The organism is Lapillicoccus sp., from assembly GCF_036559105.1.
In the GTDB taxonomy this organism is placed as follows: Bacteria; Actinomycetota; Actinomycetes; order Actinomycetales; family Dermatophilaceae; genus Lapillicoccus.
In genome coordinates, this window is record NZ_DATBTV010000015.1 from 18,335 (window position 1) to 38,293 (window position 19,959).

At 69.6% G+C, this 19,959-nt stretch carries 19 protein-coding genes; 13 read left to right on the forward strand and 6 right to left on the reverse strand.

What is annotated here, in order from left to right; translation table 11 throughout:
* Positions 1 to 49 precede the first annotated feature (49 nt).
* Together VIG79_RS01770 and VIG79_RS01775 are read right to left on the reverse strand one after the other, a co-directional pair.
* Positions 50 to 832, reverse strand: coding sequence for an ATP-binding cassette domain-containing protein (locus VIG79_RS01770; RefSeq protein ID WP_331881352.1), 783 nt, complete (start codon positions 830 to 832; stop codon positions 50 to 52).
* Positions 829 to 1,935, reverse strand: a complete 1,107-nt coding sequence (locus tag VIG79_RS01775) for an ABC transporter permease (RefSeq protein WP_331881354.1) — start codon at positions 1,933 to 1,935, stop codon at positions 829 to 831. The genes VIG79_RS01770 and VIG79_RS01775 overlap by 4 nt, the downstream gene beginning before the upstream one ends.
* 113 nt (positions 1,936 to 2,048) lie before the next feature.
* Between VIG79_RS01775 and VIG79_RS01780 the strand changes: the two genes are divergently transcribed.
* From VIG79_RS01780 to VIG79_RS01810, 7 genes are all read left to right on the forward strand, one after another.
* On the forward strand, positions 2,049 to 2,807 hold the full coding sequence (locus VIG79_RS01780; protein WP_331881356.1) for an SDR family NAD(P)-dependent oxidoreductase: 759 nt from the start codon (positions 2,049 to 2,051) through the stop codon (positions 2,805 to 2,807).
* Between the two features lie 81 nt (positions 2,808 to 2,888).
* On the forward strand, positions 2,889 to 3,632 hold the full coding sequence (locus VIG79_RS01785; RefSeq protein ID WP_331881358.1) for a GntR family transcriptional regulator: 744 nt from the start codon (positions 2,889 to 2,891) through the stop codon (positions 3,630 to 3,632).
* A gap of 1 nt (position 3,633) precedes the next feature.
* On the forward strand, positions 3,634 to 4,488 hold the full coding sequence (locus tag VIG79_RS01790; RefSeq protein WP_331881361.1) for an amidohydrolase family protein: 855 nt from the start codon (positions 3,634 to 3,636) through the stop codon (positions 4,486 to 4,488).
* A gap of 109 nt (positions 4,489 to 4,597) precedes the next feature.
* Positions 4,598 to 4,900 (forward strand): hypothetical protein, encoded by a 303-nt coding sequence (locus VIG79_RS01795; RefSeq protein WP_331881364.1) that lies wholly within the window; start codon positions 4,598 to 4,600, stop codon positions 4,898 to 4,900.
* 154 nt (positions 4,901 to 5,054) lie between these two features.
* Positions 5,055 to 5,294, forward strand: a complete 240-nt coding sequence (locus VIG79_RS01800; RefSeq protein ID WP_331881367.1) for a hypothetical protein — start codon at positions 5,055 to 5,057, stop codon at positions 5,292 to 5,294.
* Positions 5,252 to 5,497 (forward strand): hypothetical protein, encoded by a 246-nt coding sequence (locus tag VIG79_RS01805; RefSeq protein ID WP_331881370.1) that lies wholly within the window; start codon positions 5,252 to 5,254, stop codon positions 5,495 to 5,497. The genes VIG79_RS01800 and VIG79_RS01805 overlap by 43 nt, the downstream gene beginning before the upstream one ends.
* 90 nt (positions 5,498 to 5,587) lie before the next feature.
* A complete protein-coding gene (locus tag VIG79_RS01810) occupies positions 5,588 to 6,439 on the forward strand; it encodes an aldo/keto reductase (RefSeq protein WP_331881373.1) in 852 nt (283 codons plus the stop codon).
* 42 nt (positions 6,440 to 6,481) lie between these two features.
* Here VIG79_RS01810 and helR read toward each other — a convergent pair whose 3' ends face one another.
* Complete coding sequence (gene helR, locus VIG79_RS01815; protein WP_331881376.1) at positions 6,482 to 8,632, reverse strand: RNA polymerase recycling motor ATPase HelR; 2,151 nt, start codon at positions 8,630 to 8,632, stop codon at positions 6,482 to 6,484.
* A gap of 139 nt (positions 8,633 to 8,771) precedes the next feature.
* On the opposite strand from helR, the gene VIG79_RS01820 reads away from it, so the two are divergent.
* Positions 8,772 to 9,311 carry a DUF2599 domain-containing protein gene (locus tag VIG79_RS01820; RefSeq protein WP_331881378.1) on the forward strand — a complete coding sequence of 180 codons (540 nt, stop codon included), beginning with the start codon at positions 8,772 to 8,774 and terminating at the stop codon, positions 9,309 to 9,311.
* Between the two features lie 3 nt (positions 9,312 to 9,314).
* Here the strand turns inward: VIG79_RS01820 and zwf are convergent, their stop codons facing one another.
* On the reverse strand, positions 9,315 to 10,739 hold the full coding sequence (zwf, locus tag VIG79_RS01825; RefSeq protein WP_331881380.1) for a glucose-6-phosphate dehydrogenase: 1,425 nt from the start codon (positions 10,737 to 10,739) through the stop codon (positions 9,315 to 9,317).
* A 285-nt stretch (positions 10,740 to 11,024) separates the two neighbouring features.
* Between zwf and VIG79_RS01830 the strand changes: the two genes are divergently transcribed.
* The 3 genes from VIG79_RS01830 to VIG79_RS01840 are packed head-to-tail and all read left to right on the forward strand — an operon-like array spanning position 11,025 to position 15,833.
* Positions 11,025 to 12,068: a trypsin-like peptidase domain-containing protein gene (locus VIG79_RS01830; protein WP_331881382.1), complete on the forward strand. Its 1,044-nt coding sequence runs from the start codon at positions 11,025 to 11,027 to the stop codon at positions 12,066 to 12,068.
* Position 12,069: 1 nt separating this feature from the next.
* Positions 12,070 to 13,116 carry an effector-associated domain EAD1-containing protein gene (locus VIG79_RS01835; RefSeq protein ID WP_331881384.1) on the forward strand — a complete coding sequence of 349 codons (1,047 nt, stop codon included), beginning with the start codon at positions 12,070 to 12,072 and terminating at the stop codon, positions 13,114 to 13,116.
* A 32-nt stretch (positions 13,117 to 13,148) separates the two neighbouring features.
* Positions 13,149 to 15,833 carry an ATP-binding protein gene (locus VIG79_RS01840; protein WP_331881386.1) on the forward strand — a complete coding sequence of 895 codons (2,685 nt, stop codon included), beginning with the start codon at positions 13,149 to 13,151 and terminating at the stop codon, positions 15,831 to 15,833.
* A gap of 8 nt (positions 15,834 to 15,841) precedes the next feature.
* Here the strand turns inward: VIG79_RS01840 and VIG79_RS01845 are convergent, their stop codons facing one another.
* A complete protein-coding gene (locus tag VIG79_RS01845) occupies positions 15,842 to 16,279 on the reverse strand; it encodes an OsmC family peroxiredoxin (RefSeq protein WP_331881388.1) in 438 nt (145 codons plus the stop codon).
* A gap of 112 nt (positions 16,280 to 16,391) precedes the next feature.
* The gene (locus tag VIG79_RS01850; protein ID WP_331881389.1) at positions 16,392 to 17,585 is read right to left on the reverse strand and encodes an anhydro-N-acetylmuramic acid kinase; all 1,194 of its coding nucleotides are present in this window, start codon (positions 17,583 to 17,585) and stop codon (positions 16,392 to 16,394) included.
* Between VIG79_RS01850 and VIG79_RS01855 the strand changes: the two genes are divergently transcribed.
* Together VIG79_RS01855 and VIG79_RS01860 are read left to right on the forward strand one after the other, a co-directional pair.
* Complete coding sequence (locus tag VIG79_RS01855; protein ID WP_331881391.1) at positions 17,575 to 18,657, forward strand: alcohol dehydrogenase catalytic domain-containing protein; 1,083 nt, start codon at positions 17,575 to 17,577, stop codon at positions 18,655 to 18,657. The two genes, VIG79_RS01850 and VIG79_RS01855, sit on opposite strands and share 11 nt — an antisense overlap.
* Positions 18,658 to 18,694: 37 nt before the next feature.
* Complete coding sequence (locus VIG79_RS01860) at positions 18,695 to 19,765, forward strand: serine hydrolase domain-containing protein (protein WP_331881392.1); 1,071 nt, start codon at positions 18,695 to 18,697, stop codon at positions 19,763 to 19,765.
* Positions 19,766 to 19,959: the final 194 nt, after the last annotated feature.

Below are 19,959 nucleotides of genomic sequence, written 5' to 3' on the forward strand. Positions count from 1 at the left end.
TTGCGTGGGTTGGTCGCCGAACGTCGTTGCGCGGCAGCCGGTTGAGCGTTCAGATGGGAGCGCCGGACTGAGCTCCGACGATCCAGGACACGAGCTGTGACTCGTGTGCGGGGGTTGCCGGGGCCTCGCCGATCTTGCGTCCCCGGCGCAGGACGACGGCGCGGTCGGCAACCGCCATGACGTGGTCCATGCTGTGCGAAATGAGGATCACGGCGACCCCGTCGGCCCTCAGTCGACGCACGAGGTCGAGGACCTTGGCCGACTCGCGCAGTCCTAGCGCGGCGGTGGGCTCGTCGAGGATGACCAGCTTTGATGAGAAGGCCACGGCTCGCGCTACGGCGACGGCTTGGCGCTGCCCACCGGACATGAGGGCGACGTCGGCGTCGAAGTCCGGCAGCCGCACCTGCAGCCGGTCCAGCAGGTCTCTGGCCTGAGTCCGCATCCGACTCTGGTCGAGCCAGCGAAGGCCTTGCGGCAGCCAGGTGGGCCGGGCGATCTCGCGGCCCGCGAAGAAGTTGGCCGTGGGGTCGAGGTTGTCGAACAGGGCGAGGTCCTGGTAAACGGTCTCGATGCCGTGGTCCCGCGCCTGGGTCGGTGAGGTGATCTGGACCGGCAGCCCGTCGATGCTGACCACTCCACGGTCGAGGCGGTGTACGCCGCTGATGCACTTGACGAGGGTCGACTTCCCAGCGCCGTTGTCGCCCAGGAGGGCGAGCACCTCGCCCGCCCAGACGTCGAGGGTGACCCCGTCCAGGGCGACGACGGCGCCGAAGAGCTTGGTCGCGTCGGTGATGCTGAGCACCGGCGCCGAGGCCTCCATCCCGGCGCTCACCCGAGCCTCGCCTGGAGGCTGCGGAAGCGGTCCTCGAAGTGGGCACGGATCACGTCGAGCTCGACGGCGAGCACGATGACGACGCCGGTCGCGATGTACTGCCAGTTGGGGTCGAAGCCGAGAAGGTTGAGGCCGTTGTGGATCACGCCGAGGATCAGGGCACCAGTGAGCGCGTTGGCAACGGTTCCCCGACCACCCAGGAAGCTGCCTCCGCCGATGATGACCGCCGCGATGGCATTAAGCTCCATCCCGACTCCGGTAAATGGCGATCCGGCATCGGCGGCTCCGACAAAGAGCAGCGCGCCGACGGCGCCGGAGAGGCCGCTCAGCACGTAGACGGAGATGAGGACGCCTTTGACGGGGACTCCGGTGCGAACCGCGGCGTCGGGGCTGCCTCCGACCGCATAGATCCAGCGTCCCCACAGGAGCTTGCGCAGGATCACCCAGCAGACGCCGGTCACGGCGAGGACGACGAGCGTGGCATACGGGAACCAGCCCACTCCGCCGGCGCCACCGATCTGGCTCATCCGGCCGCCGCCGAAGAGGTCGACGATGTCGGGGGCACCGATGATGGTCGACCCGTCGGCGATGTACAGCGCCAAGCCGGCAGCAATGCTGAGCGTGGCGAGCGTGGCGATGAACGGATGCGGAAGGCGCCCCTTGACGAGGATCAGCCCGTTGACAGACCCGACGGCGAGCCCGGCGACGAAGGTGAGCAGGATGGACCAGACGGCGGACTGGGTGTCACGGTAGACAACCGTGCAGATCACGCAGCACAGCGAAACGGTCGAGCCGATGGACAGGTCGATACCGCGGGTCAGGATGACCATGAGCTGCCCGAGGGCAATCACGCACACTCCCGCGGACTGTTCGAGGACGTTACCGATGTTGCCGTACGTCATGAAGACGTGGTCCTCGGTGCTCGCCCACAGCAGGACGACAAGCAGGGCGAGGATGAACAGAGGTCCGGCCTTGAGGCCGAGCAGGACCACCTTGATACCCGTCGAACCGCGTTCGACCGCCGGGGTGTCCGGCGCTGCGCCACCGGCGTCGGGTTCGCTGGTCACCCCTGACGCCGGCATGGTGGGCTGGGAGTCGATCACCCTCTCACCTCACAGTTCTTGTCCACGTCGACGAACCGGCTTGATCCTATAGGATGTAGGTGATAGAAAAGCAAGTATCAGAAACTTCGTTCGACTAAGTGGAGGTCCGGGCCATGGACACGGCACCACTGACGGGCACGGTCGCTCTGGTCACCGGCGGTTCTCGCGGGCTTGGACGACAGTTCGCCAGGTCGCTGGCCGAGGCAGGAGCCGCGGTGGCCGTTCTGGCCCGTCAGCTCGATGGCTCTGAGGCGGTGGCGACCGAGCTGAGGTCTGAGGGCGTCTCCGCGATGGCAGTCGCCGCGGACGTGACCGACCGCGGCGCAGTGGAGGACGCCGTCGCCAGGATCGAAGGCACCCTCGGTCCGGTGGATGTCCTGGTCAACAACGCGGGCATCTCGAGCAAGGCCGACGCGCTCGACGTGACGGTCGAGGACTGGCGCCGAGTGCTGGCCGTGAACCTCGACGGGGTGTGGAACTGTTCGCAGATCGTCGGGCGAGGGATGGTGGCCCGTCGCCGGGGGTCGATCGTCAACATCGGCTCGATGTCAGGAGTGATCGTCAACCGCCCGCAGAACCAGCCCGCCTACAACGCCTCCAAGGCGGCGGTGCACCACCTGACGCGGAGCCTGGCGGCCGAGTGGGCCCCCGCCGGCGTCCGCGTCAACGCCATCGCCCCCGGGTACGTCAAGACGGACATGTCGCCTGTGGACCACCCGGACCTGCAGCGTTGGTGGATCGAGGACGCCCCGATGCGTCGCTACGCGGTGGTGGATGAGTTCGGGCCCGCGGTCGTCTTTCTCGCCAGTGACGCGTCGTCGTTCATGACCGGCGCGGTCCTGGTCATGGACGGGGGCTATTCGCTCTTCTGACCCCGCTCACACCCGACAGCAGGACCAGAGAGAATATCGGTTGACCGATCACGCGGTGTGCTCCGCCAGGCCAGGAGGAACGTGACCCCGAACGAGCTCGACGAGACGATGCGGTCCACCGACGCGGGACGTCGACTGGCTCAGCGACGGCCGTTGGCCGACGACGTCTTTGACGTCGTCATGGACATGCTGATGAACCACTCGCTCCCGCCGGGGACCCGCCTGAACATCGAGAGCCTTGCCCGGACGCTCGGTGTGTCGCCGACGCCGGTGCGGGAAGCCCTGGCCGGCATCGAGGCCGAAGGGCTCATCATCAAGGAGCCGCAGCGTGGCTACACCGTCGCCCCACTGATCGGCCTCGATCAGCTGCACGAGCTGATCGAGCTCCGGCTGCTCATCGAGCCCCCCACCGCGGCGGCCGCCGCTCGGCTCGCGACGCCGCGCCAGGCTCGTGAGCTTCGTGCCTTCGCTCGCACCCGCGGTGCCGGCGGTGAGGACCCGGCCGCAAACCGGTTGGACATGAACTACGACGCGACGTTCCACGACATGGTCGCGGAGCTCGGCGGCAACGCCCTGGCCCGTGAGACGCTCGCGCGGCTGCGTAGCCACCTGCACATGTACCGGCTCTACCATCACGCCGGACAGGCAGCGGCGACGAAGCCGGAACACGTTGCCGTCGCGAGGGCGATCGCCGCGGGCGAGCCCGACACCGCCCACGCGGCCATGGAGGCGCACCTGCGCACGGCGCTCGGCCGCCTGGACGCGGTGTTCGCCGCAGGCCGCGCGAAGGCGGTCGGAGTCGGGTCAGGCGACCCAGGGACCTGAGGTGAGGGTCATCGACGCTCATCAGCACGTCTGGGATCCGGCCGTCGTCGACTACCCGTGGCTGACGCCCGGCCTGGGTCCTCTGAACCGAGCCTTTACCCACGCCGACGTCCAGCACGAGATGGCGGCGGTCGGCGTCACGGCAAGCATCCTGGTGCAGGCTGCGGACAACCTCGCCGACACCGCATTCATGCTCCTCGAGGCAGCGCGCAGCCCAACCGTCGCCGGGGTCGTCGCCTGGGTACCCCTGGACAACGCCAAGCGGGTCATCCAGCTGCTGGACGGCTGGCAGGTGGCGGGCGCCTCCGTCGTCGGCGTTCGCCACCTCATCCACCGCGAACCCGACCCTGACTGGGTGCTACGGCCCGACGTATTGAGCGGCTTCGACGTCCTCATCGAACGGGACCTGCCGTTCGACTTCTGCGCCGAGTCGCTCGACCTCCTCCGCAACGTCGGCGAACTGGCCGAACAACGACCCGACCTGAGCATCGTCGTCGACCACCTCGGAAAGCCTCCCATTGCGTCCTGCGGGTGGCAGCCCTGGGCCCGTCTGCTGAACCAAGCCGCGGCCCACGCGAATGTCGTCGCGAAGCTCTCCGGGTTGAACACCGCCGCGAGGGCAGGTCGCCGTGGCGCGAAGGACTACCAGCCGTACGTGGATCACGCCCTTGAGGTCTTCGGTTCAACCCGACTCATGTACGGCGGCGACTGGCCCTTCGCACTCTTGGGAGCCAACAGCTATCAGGACATCTGGAACCCGCTTCGCCAATGCCTCAACCGCCTGTCGGAGTCGGAGCTCGCCGCGGTTCTGGGTGATACCGCCAGCCGGATTTACCACCTTCGACCAGTGTCTTGAGCTCGTCGCGTAGGCGCGTGACGAACCCAGCCGTGGCCAGCCCCGGATCAGGCCGACCATCCGCACCGCCCGCCCCCTCGCCCCGATCGCCCTGATCGCCTGGGTCGGCGTGCGACTCGGCGTGCCGGCCGACCGCCCCGAGGGTCTGACCCACGACCGACTCGACCTGCCCGGCGCGGTCCTCAGTATCGCCGCGATCGGGCTCGGCTGCTTCGTCCTCACCAGCGGTGTGGAGCACGGCCGGCTGTCGGCACTGACCATCGCCTCCGCCGTCGGAGCCGTCCTCGCCCTCGTCGCGTTCGTCATGCACGAGCGCCGAACGCCGTCACCCATGCTCGACCTGCGGCTCTTCTCGGTCGGCACGGTACGCGGTGTAGCTCGATCGCCATGGCCGGCGTCATGTTCGGGCTGATCCTGCACTTCCAGTACGCCTTCGGATGGACCCCGGTGCGCGCCGGCGTGGCCAACCTCCCCATCATCGTCACGAGGGTGCTGGCAACACCCTCACGGAGTGGCTGGGCCGACGCTTCGGCCACCGCGTCGCGTGTCTCCTCGGAGCGGCCCTCATGGCCGTTTCTCTGGGCGGGCTGGCGTGGGGCGTCGAGCACGGCTACCTGGCCATTGCGGTGTCCATGGTTGTCATGACGATCTCCTTGGGCACCGTCATGACCATCTGTGCGGTAGCCCTCGTCGACGCCATGCCCGCCAACCGCACCTCCATCGGCGCCGCCCTCAACGACACCGCTCAGGAGGTGGAACCAGCGTGGGGACCGCCGTCGTCGGCACCCTGGTCGCGGTGCTCGTGACGAGCCAGCTGCCGGCGGGAACGTGGAGCGACGGTCTCGTCGAGTCCTTCTTCCGCGGCGAGCGGATCACGTATGCCCTCCTCGCTGTCGTCGTCGGGATCGTGACCGCCTGGGGAGCCCTCTCACTGACCGACTCGCGCACGGTCGAGGAACCCTTCAGCGAGGTCACCGACATCGACCACGCCACGACCACCCGAGCGTGAAAGGCGTCTCCGGCCGACGAGGCCCCCGTTCCGGGTCCCGGGGGAGTGCCTGTCTAGGGTGGCGAGGTCCCCACACGAGAAGGAGCGCCGATGAGCGTGCTGACCGAGGCGTACACCCTCCGGAACGGAACCCAGATCCCCCAGGTCGGGTTCGGGACCTGGCTGCTCGAGGAGGGTAACGAGTGCTACGACGCCGTCGCTGACGCGTTGCGGCTCGGCTACCGCCACATCGACACGGCCCGGGCCTACGGCAACGAAGCCTCGGTCGGACGAGCGATTCGCGACTCCGGAATCCCGCGTGAGCAGCTCTACATCACCTCGAAGCTGCCGGCGGAGGCGAAGGCCTACGACCGGGCACTCGAGGAGTTCGAGACCACCATGGACCAGATCGGGCTGGACTACCTCGACCTCTACCTCATCCACGCCCCGTGGCCGTGGGACGAGATCGGCAAGGACTGCCGGCGGGAGAACCAGCAGATCTGGAAGGCCATGGAGGAGTTCCTGGCCACCGGCCGCGTCAAGGCCATCGGCGTGTCCAACTTCGAGACCGACGACCTGAACAGTCTCCTTCCGGCCTGCGAGACCCTCCCCATGGTCAACCAGATCAAGTGGTTCATCGGCCTGGACCCGTCGGCGACCGTCGCGACCTGTGCCGAGAACGACATCATCGTGGAGGCGTACTCCCCGTTCGCACACGGACTGATCGTCAACCATCCCGAGATCACCGACATCGCGGCGGGTTACGACGTCAGCGCGCCCCAGCTCTGCATCCGCTACCTGCTGCAACGGGGAGCCGTGGTGCTGCCCAAGGCGACCACGACCGCACACATCGCGCAGAACGCCGAGCTGGACTTCGTCATCTCCGATGCCGACCTCGCCGTTCTCGACGCCATGCGCGACACGGACCAGCACGACGACGCCATGGAGTTCCGCTGGTCGTAGCCCGTCGGTTGCCTTGGGTGGCGCTCATCTCGCGGTGTCGGGTCAGGCGCTCCGGAGGATGACGAGCTGCTGCGTCGCCCGGGTCATCGCGACGTAGCGGTCGACCGCTCCCTCGATGCCGGTGCCGAACTCCTCCGGGTCGACGAGCACGACCATGTCGAACTCGAGCCCCTTCGCCTCCTCGGGCAGCAGCGCCTGGACCCGAGAGGTCGCCTCGAAGCTGGGGTCGCCGATGACGCAGTCGACGCCGGTGGCGTGCTCGGCCAGCCAGGTGTCGAGGGTCGACCGCAGGTCTGCGACGGACCCGTGGACGACGGGAATGCCGCTGTGGCGGATCGACGTCGGCACGTTGGCGTCGGGGAGCACGGTGCGGATGACCGGCTCCGCCTCGGCCATGACCTCGACCGGCGTCCGGTAGTTGATGGTGAGCGAGGCCAGCCGGACCCGGTCGAGCCCGATGCGGTTCAGCCGTTCCTCCCACGACTCGGCGAACCCGTGGCGGGCCTGGGCGCGGTCCCCGACGATGGTGAAGCTGTGCGGGGGGCACCGCAGCAGCAGCATCTGCCACTCGGCGTCGGTCAGCTCCTGCGCCTCGTCCACGACGATGTGCGCGAACGGACCGGCCAGCAGGTCGGGGTCGGCGGCGGGCAGCCCCGACTCGTCGACCAGGGCGCCTTGCAGATCGTGGACCCGCAGCATGGACATGAGGTGCATCTCCGAGTCGTCGGTCTCGATGAGGTGGTCGACGACCTTCGCCATCTCCTCCCGTTCGGCCGCGAGCGTCGCATCGCGCCGGCGCCTGCGCCGCGACGCCTCCGGGTCCCCAAGCCGCTGCCGGGCCGCGTCGAGGAGCGGCAGGTCGGAGACTGTCCACGCCTGGGGGTCCTCGCGCTGCAGCGCCCGGACCTCGTCGACCGCGAGCCAGGGCGCGCACCGACGCAGGTATGCGGGCACCGACCACAGGTCGGCCACCAGGTCGGTCGCCTCGACCAGCGGCCACGCGGTGTTGAGAGCGGTGAGCAGCTCCGGGTTCTGGGCCAGCGATCGCCGCAGCGGCTCCGGGGGAGCCTCGTCGTCCTCGTGCTTGTCGACGAGGATCGTGACCAGCTCCTCGAGGATGTCGTCACGGGCCTCGTTGTGCGGTGTGCCCGAGGCCGAGGCGAACGCCTCGGACCAGTCGGTGGCGCTGAGCCACAGGTCCCCGTAAGGAGTGTCGACCTCCATGCCTCGGGCCGGCGGCTCCTCGTACAGCCCGACCGCCGGCTCGATCGCGCTCACCATCTGCGCCGACGACTTGAGCAGCGCCACCTGGGGATCCGCCTCGACGCCGGCCGTCGCGCCCTCCGGGACGAGGTCCCGAACCGTGCAGGTCTGCACGCCCTCCTCGCCGAGGCTCGGGAGCACGTCCGCGACGTAGCTCAGGTAGGGGCGGTGGGGGCCGACGACGAGCACGCCGCCCCGGCGGTGACCGAGCCGCGGGTCGGAGTACAGCAGGTATGCGGTCCGGTGCAGGGCCACGACGGTCTTGCCGGTTCCGGGCCCACCATCGACGACGAGCCCGCCGCGGGACCCAGCGCGGATGATGGCGTCCTGGTCGGCCTGGATCGTGCCGAGCACGTCCCGCATCTGCGCGGACCGGCTGCTCCCGAGGCTGGCGATGAACGCCGACTCGTCGTCGAGGGCGGCCGCGTGCCCCTCGAACCCGTCCGCGGTGAACACCTCGTCCCAGTAGTCGCCGATCCGACCGCCCGTCCAGCGGTAGCGTCGGCGGCTGACCAGGCCCATCGGGTTGGCGTGCGTGGCTCCGAAGAAGGGCTCGGCGTCGGGGGAGCGCCAGTCGACGAGCAGCTGTCGGCCGGTGCGGTCGGTCAGGCCGAGGCGGCCCACGTAGACCGGCTCGGAGCCGTCCGCGCGGACGATCCGCCCGAGGCACAGGTCCAGCCCGAACCGGCGCAGCGCCCGCAACCGAGCGGTCAGCCGGTGGATCTCGAGGTCCCGCTCCAGGGCTTGCTGGCCGCCGCCACCGGCCGCCAGCCGCTGCTCGGCGAGTCGCGCGGACAGGTGGTTGATGGACTCCTCGAGCGATGCCGCGAGGGTCGCGAAGTGCTGTTCGTCGCCGCCGATCAGCGCCGGGTCGTCCTTGGCGGCAAGGGCGGGGGGAAGGTCGAATGCGCTGATGGTCACGCTCGTCACTCATGTCTCCGATCTCGGCATTGGCCTCGGCCGGCGATTCTGCGCCACGACGGGGGCCTTGCCGCAAGCCCCCCGGTGCGCTATACGTTGAGAGTGGAAGGGAGCACGGCTCCCTTCCACATTTGTGATGATGGCGGGCATGACCGCCCCTCGGCTGCCCCGCCTCACGCGGGCAGCGCTTGGGGTGTCGGTATGCGGATGGCTCACCGTCTCTCTCGCCGGCTGCTCCGGGCCCTCGCCCGAGCCCGCCGCGCCGGTGACGCCGACGGTCACCGCCGCGGCTGCGCCGCCCAGTGCGACGAGCACGACGAGTGCGACGAGTGCGACGAGCGCGCCCTCCGCGTCGGCCACTCCGACGGCGGTGCCCCCGTTCGTCGCCCGGGTGCAATGGGTCAAGGGGTCAGGTGGCCGAAGTCTGCACATCGTCCCGACCGCCTCCGGCCGCTCGGCCCAGGGAGCGGCCGACGACGACGAGGCGTGGTCCGAGGTGGTCCGGCTGGCGCCGGACGCCGCCCAGCCGGGGATGCGCGCGCAGTTCGACTGTCACTGGACGTACGCGCGGCTCGTCCAGCCCGACAAGCCGTCGTGGAACATCGAGCCGTGGCGGCCGGTCGTCAGTGAGTCGCAGATGGTCAGCGCTGGGTGCAACCCGGGCGGCCCGGAGTCGGCCGAGGGCTGAGCGCTACTTCTTGGCGCGCCAGGCGCGCTCGAAGGGCAGTCGCCACGCGTGCGGGGCGATGAGCTGGTGCACGGCGTTCGGACCCCAGCTGCCCGGCGCATACGGTTTGGCCGGCGGCGGGTCGTCGAGCAGAGGCTGGGCGCGCTCCCACAGCGACTCGATGCCGTCAGCGGTGGTGAAGAGCGTGTGGTCGCCGCGCATGGTGTCGAGGATGAGCCGCTCGTACGCCTCGAGCACGTCCCCGTAGTGCTCGCCCTCCTGCGTGGCGAACTGCATCGACAGCTTGTCCATCTTCATCCCCGGCCCGGGACGCTTGCCGTAGAACGACAACGAGACCTTGGAGTCCTCGGACAGGTCGAAGGTCAGGTGGTCGGGGCCCTGCTTGCCGACTCCCGAGTCGGACGGGAACATCGACTTCGGTGCCTCCTTGAAGGCGATCGAGATGATCCGCTGGCCCTCGGCCATCTTCTTGCCGGTACGCAGGTAGAACGGCACGCCGGCCCAGCGCCAGTTGTCGATGCCGCACCTCAGGGCGATGAACGTCTCGGTGTCGCTGTCGTAGGGGACCCCCTCCTCCTGGGTATAGCCCGAGTACTGCCCACGGACGACGTCGTTCGGGTGGATCGGCATCAAGGAGCGGAAGACCTTGTTCTTCTCCTCGCTGATCGCCCTCGGCTCGAGCGCGGTCGGCGGCTCCATCGCCACGAACGCGAGCACCTGGAGCAGGTGGGTCACGACCATGTCCTTGAAGGCCCCGGTCTGCTCGTAGAAGGCCGCCCGCCGGTCGAGTCCGAGCGTCTCGGGGATGTCGATCTGGACGTGGTCGATGAAGTCCCGCTTCCAGATCGGCTCGAACAGTCCGTTGGCGAAGCGGAACGCGAGAATGTTCTGCGCCGCCTCCTTGCCGAGGAAGTGGTCGATGCGGAAGATCTGGCTCTCGTCGAAGGTCTCGTGGACCTGGTCGTTGAGGATGATCGCGCTGTCGAGGTCGGTGCCGAACGGCTTCTCCATGATGACGCGCGAACGATCGACCAGCTGCGCGTCGCGCAGCGTCTTGATGACCACCGGTGCCGCGGCGGGCGGGACGCTCATGTAGTGGATCCGGCGGACGTTGCCGCCACCCAGCTCGGCCTCCGCGGACTCGACCGCCTCACGCAGACCGTCCGGCCCGGCCGAGGAGGGCACGTAGTGAAGGCGCGCAGCGAAGGTGTTCCACTGCTCCTCGCTGAGCCGGTGGGTGGAGAACTCCTTCACCGCCTCCTTCGCGAACGCCCGGAACGACTCGTCGTCGAGGTCCTCGAGCGACGTCCCGACGACACAGATGTCCGGGGAGAGGGCGGACAGCACGAGGTGGGCCATGCCCGGGAGCAGCTTGCGCCGGGCGAGATCGCCGGTGGCGCCGAACAGCACGATGACGTGCGGGTCCATCCGTTCGAGGCTCCCTCGCCGTGGGCGCGACGACGGCGACGGGTAGGCGATCGTCTGAGGCGGGTTGATGAGGTCCACGAGCCGATCTTGGCATCCGACCTGCGCAGGGGCCAGACGGGGCCCACGACGTGACCGACGCGTATCTTCGTACCCGGTGGCGACTCTGGAAAGGGTGTCCCGCGGACTTGCCCCGTCGATATCGTCTATCCATCGACTTGATCCAGGAGTCACCGTGAGCGGTCCCACGATCGAGATGGACCTCTGCGTCACGCGAGGGGGCGGTACGTGACCAACGTGCTCGAGACATACCCGTTGCAGCTCAACGCTCCCGAGGTGCGCGCCGCGCTCGCCGCGCTGTCCACCATCTATCGCCGCGCCGAGATCGAGAAGGTGGTCGAGGACGCCGAGCTGCCCCTGTGGCAGATCGCGTTCCACGATCGCGCCGACCTCAGCTGGCGAGAGGTGCTCCGGTATGCGAACGGGCAGGGCAAGGTGCCGCAGCTGCTCGACGCGGCGATCGCCGAGCGAGGGTCGCTCGCTGTCGTGCTGACCGAGCTCCGCTCGGACGAACCGGTCGTCTTCGCAGACCGGCCGGCGACCGAGGAGGCTCCGACCTGGAAGAACTTCAGCGCCGACGGCCGCCAGGAGGCGGTCATCATCGCGGGCCAGCCGACGTTCGTCGACGTGTCGTTCCTCGCCGTGGGGGCCGAACGGGCCAAGAGCGTCTGCCGTCTCTCGGTGACCTTTCCGCGGGGCGGCGGGAACGGCACGGGGTTCCGGGTAGGTCCACGGCACCTGCTGACCAACCATCACGTCCTCTTCAACACCAAGGACGACAACCGCAAGGCCACGCAGGCCGAGGCGTGGTTCGACTACGAGACCGACGGGGCGGGCGGGATGCGGACCATCGTCCAGGTGCCGTGCGACCTGGAGTCGGTCGCCTTCGACCTGGCCAACGACTGGGCTCTCGTGCAGACGAGCCAGGAGATCCCCGACGCATACCCCGTCCTGAGCCTGGTCGGCGCGCGCGCCCCGCAGGTCGACGACCGCGTCTACATCATCCAGCATCCCGAGGGTCAGCCGAAGAAGATCGCCTTCCAGCACAACCTGATTCGCGCGGTGGAGCCGGAGCTCTTGCAGTACTGGACCGACACTGAGGTGGGCTCGTCCGGCTCGCCGGTGTTCGACGACAGCTGGAATCTGGTGGGGTTGCACCACTTCGCCGTGCCGGCACCGCAGGGTGAGTCGACGTCGATGCGCAACCAGGGCCGGCTGATGAGCCACGTCGTCGCGCAGATGCGCGACATGGGCGTCTACCCGGGGGTCTGAGATGGGCTGGATCGACTCGTCGGCGTGGGACCCCTCGCAGGGCAAGCAGCTGGTGCATCTGTTGGCCGAGGAGTACACCAACGAGATCCTCGTGGAGGCGCTGCTGGTCGACGCCGGCATCCCGAGACGTTTCCTGCGCAGCGGCAGCCTCTCGATGGAGCTCTACTGGCGAGGCTTGGCCGAGGATCTCCACAACAACCACCTCCTCCGGAGACTGGTCGACCAGGCGGCGGTCGACAAGCCCAGGATGGGGCCGCTGCTCGACGCGGTGGACACGTCCGACGAGGTCCTCGCCGCCACCCCGGTCGCCGAGCGTTACGCCATGCGTCTCCTGCGACCCGGGAACCGGCCGTTCATCAACCGGGTCAGCCTGCGCGACCGGCTTCAGCGACTCATCGAGGAGGGCTACCCCGTCCTCATCGTCCGCGGCCCCGAGCGCACCGGCAAGTCGTTCAGCTTCGACCTGCTCGAGCAGGTCCTTCCCGACGACATCCGGCTCGCCTGGGTGGACTTCTCGTCGCCCGGTTCCGGCCGCTCGGCCACCGACCTCGCCGACCTCCTGTATGCGCGATTTGCCCTGGACCGCCCGCCCGCCACGGGACGGCGGACCACTGGGACCCGTCGGGCCATCGAGCTGGTTCACCACTTCACCGGCTTGTACAACCGGACCGAGCGCGGCAGGACGATCCTCTTCGTCGACGGGCTGAACCGCGTGGATCTCCAGCGCGACACCCTGGCCTTCGTGTCCCAGCTCATCGCCGACGTGAGCCGGGGCCAGCTGAACGACGTACAGCTGGTCCTCGCGGGCTACGCCGAGCAGTTCGATGCGCAGTACGCCGCGAAGGTCCTCGTCGAGGACGTCGTCCCGCTCACCCGAACCGATCTGCAGACGTTCTTCGAGGCCTGTGCTCACGACGCCGGGAAGAGCCTGGCCGCCGAGGAGATCAGTGCGATCCTCCAGACCGTCCTGGCCGACGAGCCGAAGATCGACCAGCTCGCCGCCCGCGCGCGTACGGAAGCGTTGACCATCATGGGAATCCGGCTGTGAGAGCGCCGGCGGCGAAGGTGGCGCAGGATGCGATGAGGGCGCGGGCCGGGGTCGTCGCGACGTTCGACCCGGACGACATCCTCGCCCTCGCCTCGTCGAGCGGCGACGTCATCGACTTCCTCGACCAGGAGTGCCATCTCGTCCCGGTGGCCGACGGACCGGCCGCGTGGACCCTCGACGACGCCGTGCGGACCCGGCTGTTTGCCACCGCGGACCGAGCCGACCTGGTCCGGGCTCGCGCGGCCGTCAAGGACGTTGTCGACTCACCGGTTCAGCAGGCGCTGGACCGGTCACTCGACGCGGGCTGGTCCGCGTGGGACGTCGCCGAGCTCGACGACGAGGCGACCGCCGCACTGTCGGTCGTGGCGCGGTGGTGGAGCGGTTCGCGGTACGACGTCCCGAACCCCGAGGACCTCGCCGACCACTTGCGTCGCCGGCTGCTCTTCGCCGACGCGCGGTCGATGGCCTCGGACCACTTCGTCGGACGCGAGGACGTGCTCGAGGAGCTGAGGCAGCGCTTCTCCGACACGGAGGGCAAGGCCATCGTGCTCTGGGGCGTCGGCGGGGTCGGCAAGTCCGCCCTCGTCGCCCGGCTGGTCGTCGAGGCCGTCGACGAACCGAACCGAGACTTGGTCGCGCTGCTCGACTTCGACGACCCGGCGATCAACCCGATGTACCCCGCGGAGCTCGTGGCGGCCATCACCGAGCAGCTCGACGTGCAGCTCGCCGCAGGCTCCGGGGAGTTCTCGACCGTACGGTCGAAGGTCGTGAGCGAGTCGGCCTCCAGCGGGTTCCGCTCCGCCAGCAGTGGTCGTACTGCCACTGGTCCGGACACGTACTGGGCCGACCTCCTCGGGCAGGCGGTCGACGGGATGGTGGTCGGGAGCCGGCTCCTCGTCGTCATGGACACCGTCGAGCAGGCGCAGCGCCGCGGCCCGTCGGCGATGTACGCCCTGGCCGACGTCGTCGGCGAGCTCTGCCGAAGAAGCCACGTGCTGGTCCTGCTGTCCGGTCGCGCACGCGTCCCGGAGCTGGCCCCCATCACGACGACCACGGAGCTGCTCGGCCTCGCGGAACGCGACGCGGTGACGCTGATGGTCGACCTCGCCGGAGGCGCCGTCGACCGGGACCGCGCACAGACGCTGGTGCGTCGGTTCGGCACCCGGCACATCGAGATCGGCACGGGGATCCCGACCGGCAACGAGCCGGTCCTGATCTCGCCGCTGACGGTGCGGTTGCTCGCGGCCCTCCTGGCCAAGACCGGCGCCGGCGCCGAAGACCCGCTGTTCGGTCTCCAGGCGGCCAACGAGCAGCTCGACGCGGAGCTCTACCTGAGGATCCTCGGTCACATCGAGGACCCGCTGGTCCGGGCCGTCGCACATCCGGGGTTGGTGCTGCGCCGCATCACCCCCGAGATCATCCGTGACGTTCTCGCTAAGGCCGGCGGAATCGAGCTGGGCAAGGTGGACGAGCGCGACCTGTTCAACCGGCTCGCCGCGGAGCCGATGCTCGTCGACCGTCCCGAGCCCGACGTCCTCGAACACCGTCAAGACGTGCGCGCAGTTATGCTGCCGCAGATCCTGCGCGACACGACGGTGGACGCGAGGTCGGTCCAGCTCGCCGCCGTCGACTACTACACCCGCCGCCGCGACCCAGTGTCCCGGGCCGAGGAGATCTACCACCGGCTGCTGCTCGGCCAGGGGCGCGACAAGCTCGACCCGATCTGGGACCCGCGCGCTGCGGAGCGGTTGGTCACGGCCGTCGACGAGCTGCCACAGCGGTCGCGGGTGCTCCTGCTGTCCCGTCTGCCGCGGGCGTTCGTCGGTGACGACGACCGGCGCCTCCTCGACGACGCCGAGTGGCTCGAGAAGGTGGAGCCGACGGTCGGATCAATGCTCTCCCGCGGCCGCGCACAGGAGGCCCTGGAACTGCTCCGCGAACGGCGCCGCGCCGACGGTGGGTCGCTCCTCCCGCTCGTCGAGATCGAGGCGTTGGAGGCGTTGGAACGGCTCGACGAGGCCATCGCCCTGGCCGGGCGGGAGGCGGAGGTCGCGGCCACGGCCCTGGACCCCGCGTCCGTCACCGATCTCAGCCTGCAGCAGTGCCGCCTGTTCGAGCGAGCGGGACACCCGCTCGAGTCGCTCGCAGTCCTCGACCGCGCCACCGCGGTGAGCCGCGAGAACAGCGTCGACCGGCTGCGGCTCCTGGTCTCCTGGCTGGGCGTCTCACGCCGCAATGCCATCGGTACGACGGACGCGCGTCGCCGCCGCGTCGACGAGGCGGTCGATATCGGACGGACGGCGACGACGCGACGGCTCGAGGAGTACCCCGGACTGCTGCGCGACCTCGCGGCGGAGGTCGGGGACGACGCCGGTGACCTCCTCGACACCGCGCTGCGCTCGGTCGGCTTCGACGCCCACAGGAGCGGCGAGGTCCCCGACGCGCTGGCAGAGCTGGCCGACAGCCCGGAGCGGACCAACCAGGTCGTCGACCTGCTCCGCCTCGACCAGGACCCGCGCGGCACCGTCGAATGGCGACAGGTCGTCAACCAGAACCGCGCCGACTCCGGTCTCGGTGTCGCCGAGGTGCTCTCGGCGTTCCCGAAGGATGCCGAGAGCCTGCGCGAGGCGGTCCTCAGTGACTACCGCAGCGAGGCGGACGCCGCGTACCGCGGCGTCGACCAGTCCGACGAGCTGCGCTGGAACGGCCCGTCCTGACCGCGGCTTCAGGCGAGCGCGGCGTCCAGCGTGATCTCGGTACCGGTCAACGCCTTGCTGACGGGGCAGGAGGCCTTGGCGTCCTCGGCGACCGCCTTGAAGCCCGCGTCGTCGAGCCCGTCGACGTCGCCGCGTACGGTGATCTTGATGCCCGGGATGTGGAAGCCGCCCGCCGGGTCGGGCCCGAACGACACGTCGGCCGTGACATCGAGCGACTTCGGGGTGCCACCCGCCCGAGCGATCAGCGCCGAGAGCTGCATCGCGTAGCAGGACGAGTGCGCGGCCGCGATCAGCTCCTCCGGGCTCGTGCCTGCCTCACCGGTCTCGGCGGTGCGCTTCGGCCACGACACGTCGAAGCTGCCCGACTTCGAGCTGACCAGCTCGACGGTCCCCGACCCGTCCGGTAGGCCTCCGGTCCAGGCGGTGTGGGCGGTACGTACTGACATGGTGACTCCTCGGTCTTGGGTCAGGTCGGGATCTGGGCACCCCTCGTCCCCACCTTGTCGCAGACGAGCGGGGGAGCGGAACCCTCTGTCCGGCGAGGCTACGACGGACCGGTCAGAGGACCACCAGCCGGGTGGGTGCCGGGACCTCACCGACGGGTATGCGAGCCGTCACCGGTCCGAGCCGGCCGAGGACCCGGGGGCCGTCGGCTCCGGTGCAGGACGGCACGTTGCCGGGCAGCTCGTGGGCGGTGAGGTAGCCGATGAGAGCGAAGGCTAACGCCTCCTTCACGTCCGACGGGACGCCGAGCTCGTCGATCGTGCCGACGCGAACCGTCCCGGCCGAAGCCTGTATCCGACGCATCAGAACCGGGTTCGAGGTTCCACCTCCCGAGGCGAACACCTCGGTCACACCTGCGGAGGCCAGCTCGCCGCCGACGACGCGGGCGCTCAGCTCGGTCAGCGTGGCGACCAGGTCCACCCCGTCGACGCCCGGGTGCCGGGACCGGTACGGGTCGAGGTACGCCTCGTGGAAGAGCTCCTTCCCCGTGGACTTCGGGGCGGGCCAGGCGTAGTACGGCTCGGCGAGCAGGTCGGCGAGGAGGTCCTCGTCGACCCGGCCCTGTGACGCATACCGGCCCTCCCGGTCGTACCGCTCGGCGCCGCCGGTCATCCGGACCACGGCGGCGTCCACGAGGGCGTTGGCCGGCCCGAGGTCGTACGCGTAGGGGTCGGCCTCCGGGTCGACCACCGTCATGTTGGAGATGCCGCCGAGGTTGAGCGCGGCACTGCGTGGTCGTCCGGCGAGGAGCAGCACGTCGAGGGCCGGGACGAGCGGGGCGCCCTGGCCGCCGGCGGCGATGTCGGCCGCTCGATGGTCGGTAAGGACCGGGCGGCCGGTCGACTCGGCGAGCGGCGAGAGGTTGCCGAGCTGCAGGCCACCCCGAGCGTGCCCGTCCTCGACCCAGTGGAAGACGGTCTGCCCGTGGGAGCTCACGAGGTCACAGCCGTCCGCGTCGAGATCCATGGCTACGCGGGCGAAGTGCTCACCGATGAGCACGTCGAGCGCACAGATCTCGGCCACGGTGGTGGGGTTCGGCGGCAGCGCTTCAGCGATGCGCTCACGGAGCTCGGGAGGGTACGGGACCACGTCGGAGCCGACGATCGTCGCCTCGATCCTGGTCCCGCTCTGTTCGAACTCGACGTGGCATCCGTCGACACCGTCGTGGGAGGTTCCAGAGATCAGGCCGATGACGCGCATATCGCCCATCTTGGCCGAGCGGGCTACCGTGGCGCGCGTGAGCGACACGATGCAGGCCGTCGTCTGCCACGGGCCGCGGGACTACCGGCTGGAGACCATCCCGGTGCCCACCCGCGGACCGGGCGAGATCCTCGTCCGGGTCGAGGCGGTGGGGATATGTGCCAGCGACCTCAAGTGCTACCACGGCGCCGCGAAGTTCTGGGGTGACGCCAACCGTCCCGCCTGGGCGGAGACCGAGGCGGTACCCGGTCACGAGATCGCCGGACGGGTCGTGGAGCTGGACGAGGAGGCGCGTCAGCACTGGGGCGTCGACGTCGGCGACCGGGTCGTCGTGGAGCAGATCGTGCCGTGCTGGAGCTGCCGGTACTGCGACACCGGGAACTACCACATGTGCCAGGTGCACAACATGTACGGCTTCAAGCGCGCCAACCCGGGCGGCATGGAGGAGTTCATGGTCCTGTCCACGGCCTCGCTGGTCCACACGATCAGCAAGGACATCCCGCCGGCGCACGCGGCGTTCGCCGAGCCGCTGTCCTGCGCGCTGCACGCGGTCGAGCGGGCCACGATCGGCTTCGCCGACACCGTCGTCGTCGCGGGCTGCGGACCGATCGGCCTGAGCATGATCGCGGGGGCCGCGGCGAAGTTCCCGCAGGCTCTCGTGGCGCTCGACATGGACCGGCGAAAGCTCGACCTGGCCGTCAAGACCGGCGCGACCGTGGCGATCAACATCGCCGAGGAGGACGCGGTCGCCAGGGTCAAGGAGATGACGGGCGGCTACGGCTGCGACGTGTACCTCGAGGGCACCGGTGCCCCGCCCGCCGTCCTCCAGGGCCTCAACATGCTGCGGAAGCTCGGCCGGTTCGTCGAGTACTCCGTGTTCAAGGAGGACGTCACCGTCGACTGGAGCATCATCAGCGACGACAAGGAGCTCGACGTACGCGGTGCCCACCTGGGCCCGAACTGCTGGCCCGCGGCCATCCGGCTCATCGAGTCGGGCCGGCTCCCGCTCGACGAGATCTGCAGCCACCAGCTGCCGTTGTCCAAGTTCCAGGAGGGCCTCGACCTCGTGGCGAGCGGCACGGAGTCGACCAAGGTCACGCTGATCCCCGGCCTGGCCTGACGCGGAGTCCCTGGCCGGCGTCGATAGCGTCGTCCGGGTGACCACTCCCGACGACGTCCTGCAACGCGGCATCGACGAGCACCGGTATGCGGGTGTCGCCGCGCAGGTGCTCCGGGACGGTGACGTCGTTCACCGATCGGTCCTCGGCGACGCGTCGAACCGTTCGGGACCGCGCGAGTCCCTGTGGGAGACAGCGCGGTTCGACATCGCCTCCTGCACCAAGGCTGTCGCCACGACCGCCTCGATCATGGCGCTCGTCACCGCGGGCGAGCTGCGCGTCGACGACCCGCTGTCGGTGTACCTGCCGTCGTCGCACCCGGACATCACCCTGCGACACCTGCTCACGCATACCGCCGGCCTGGTCGAGTGGCAGCCGCTGTACCTCGCCTCGCGGACCCGCGAGGAGGCGGTGGCCGTTGCCACGTCACTTCCCCTCCGGTACGCCGTGCGGGAGGGACGTCACTACTCCGACCTCGGGCTCATCATCACCGGGGCCGTCGTCGAGCGCGTGACCGGAGAGCGCCTCGATGGCGCGGTCCATCGGCTGGTAACGGAACCGCTGGGGATGACGTCGACGGGGTACGGCCCGGTCGAGCCGGCGGCCGCGGTGGCCTACGGGCACGGTGACGACATCGAGCGGGCGATGATCCGCGACGGTGAGCCGTACCCGGTGACCATGGATCGCACTGTGCCACCTCGCTTCCGAAGGGACTGGGTGCGGGGCGAGGTCAGTGACGGGAACGCCTTCCACGCCATGCACGGGATCTCCGGTCACGCCGGCCTCTTCTCGACGCTCGACGACCTCACCCGGTTCGGTACTGCCCTCCTCGACGAGTCACCGGTCTGGTCCCGCACGGTCCTCGAGGCGTTCCTCACGCCCGGCGCGGACGGCCAAGCCGTCGGGTTCTGGTGGCAGCCCGCGGCGAGCGGACCCGCATACGGGCATCCGGGCTTCACGGGGGCGAGGCTCCTCGTCGACCCGGCCGCCCGCTCGGTGGCGGTCCTGCTCTCGAACCGCCTGCACGTCATGGCCCCCGGCGAGCGGGTGCCGCCGGACATCGCGCCGGACTGGCAGGCGTACTTGAGGGCGACGGGTTTCGCCGCCTGACGGAAGTACGTGCCGAAATGGAAGTACTCGTCAGCGTGAATCGACGAACACGCCACGTCAGAACCACCAGACCGGCCACGGCATGGGCCCGGACGAGGCGCGCGGCCGCGCGCCGGAGCGGTTCAGCATCGGGCTACGTCAAGGTCGGCAAGGGATGCGTGGTCAAGGGCCGACGGATCCGGGTGATGACGGTG

What these genes read in the sequence shown, in the direction of transcription:
- VIG79_RS01780 (WP_331881356.1), top strand. Translation starts at nt 2,049, where the DNA reads ATGGACACGGCACCACTGACGGGCACGGTCGCTCTGGTCACCGGCGGT.
- VIG79_RS01800 (WP_331881367.1), top strand. Translation starts at nt 5,055, where the DNA reads ATGGCCGTTTCTCTGGGCGGGCTGGCGTGGGGCGTCGAGCACGGCTAC.
- VIG79_RS01810 (WP_331881373.1), top strand. Translation starts at nt 5,588, where the DNA reads ATGAGCGTGCTGACCGAGGCGTACACCCTCCGGAACGGAACCCAGATC.
- VIG79_RS01820 (WP_331881378.1), top strand. Translation starts at nt 8,772, where the DNA reads ATGACCGCCCCTCGGCTGCCCCGCCTCACGCGGGCAGCGCTTGGGGTG.
- zwf (WP_331881380.1), bottom strand. Translation starts at nt 10,739, where the DNA reads ATGGACCCGCACGTCATCGTGCTGTTCGGCGCCACCGGCGATCTCGCC.
- VIG79_RS01835 (WP_331881384.1), top strand. Translation starts at nt 12,070, where the DNA reads ATGGGCTGGATCGACTCGTCGGCGTGGGACCCCTCGCAGGGCAAGCAG.
- VIG79_RS01840 (WP_331881386.1), top strand. Translation starts at nt 13,149, where the DNA reads ATGAGGGCGCGGGCCGGGGTCGTCGCGACGTTCGACCCGGACGACATC.
- VIG79_RS01845 (WP_331881388.1), bottom strand. Translation starts at nt 16,279, where the DNA reads ATGTCAGTACGTACCGCCCACACCGCCTGGACCGGAGGCCTACCGGAC.